This is a genomic window from Synechococcus sp. F70.1 (genome assembly GCF_047502745.1).
GTDB lineage: Bacteria > Cyanobacteriota > Cyanobacteriia > Thermostichales > Thermostichaceae > Thermostichus.
In genome coordinates this window covers 1-650 of the sequence record NZ_JANSJL010000012.1, presented here as the reverse complement: position 1 = coordinate 650, position 650 = coordinate 1, and the positions used below count along the sequence as shown (strand labels likewise).

Genomic DNA, 650 nt, shown 5'->3' with positions numbered 1-650 from the left:
AGGCGCGTGAAGTTTGGGAGCACCTGGCGGTTGTTTCCAATTTCTAGGGATCCCCACGAAGGGGGAACTTTCATGCTGGGCTTTGCCCAGTGATGTGTTGTTTCGGAGGTCGTTTCCAATTTCTAGGGATCCCCACAAAGGGGGAACTCTACCCCCCTTAAACCCAAGCAGGGCAAGGGATGCAAGACCCATTTGCGAGGGATCCGAAAAAAGGTTGGCAAAAAGAGCTTTGGGGCCTGAAAGCCTTGTGGCGCAAGGCGTCGAGGGATCCGACGAAAGAATCAGCCTTTTGGGGTTTTGGTGGATCGCTCGCAGAGCTGCGGATACCGTTTTCTTGTGTTTTTGGCAACATGAGGCTCAGGGGGCGGTGAGGAGGGTTTTGGATAGAGCTGAAGCGCCTATAGTGGGGGAAGTTCTCCGGCTTCCGTGGCTGTCGATGTCGGATCTCACCCTTACAGAGAAGCTTCTAGCCGGGATCCAGGCCCAGCAGGCTGGCGACCTGCGGACAGCGGAAGCCATCTACTCAGAAATTCTGGTGGAGTTTCCAGATCAAGCCGACGCTCTCCATCTCCTGGGGACGGTGGCCCACGCCAAAGGGGAGGGGGAATGGGCGGCTGCTTTGATTGCCGAGGCCATTGAGCTCAATCCCC

1 pseudogene is annotated in these 650 nt (G+C 56.6%); it reads left to right on the top strand.

The annotated features are described in order from the left end of the window. Positions 1–436: 436 nt before the first annotated feature. Positions 437–650, top strand: a pseudogene (locus tag NW860_RS00555) (glycosyltransferase); the annotation flags it as partial.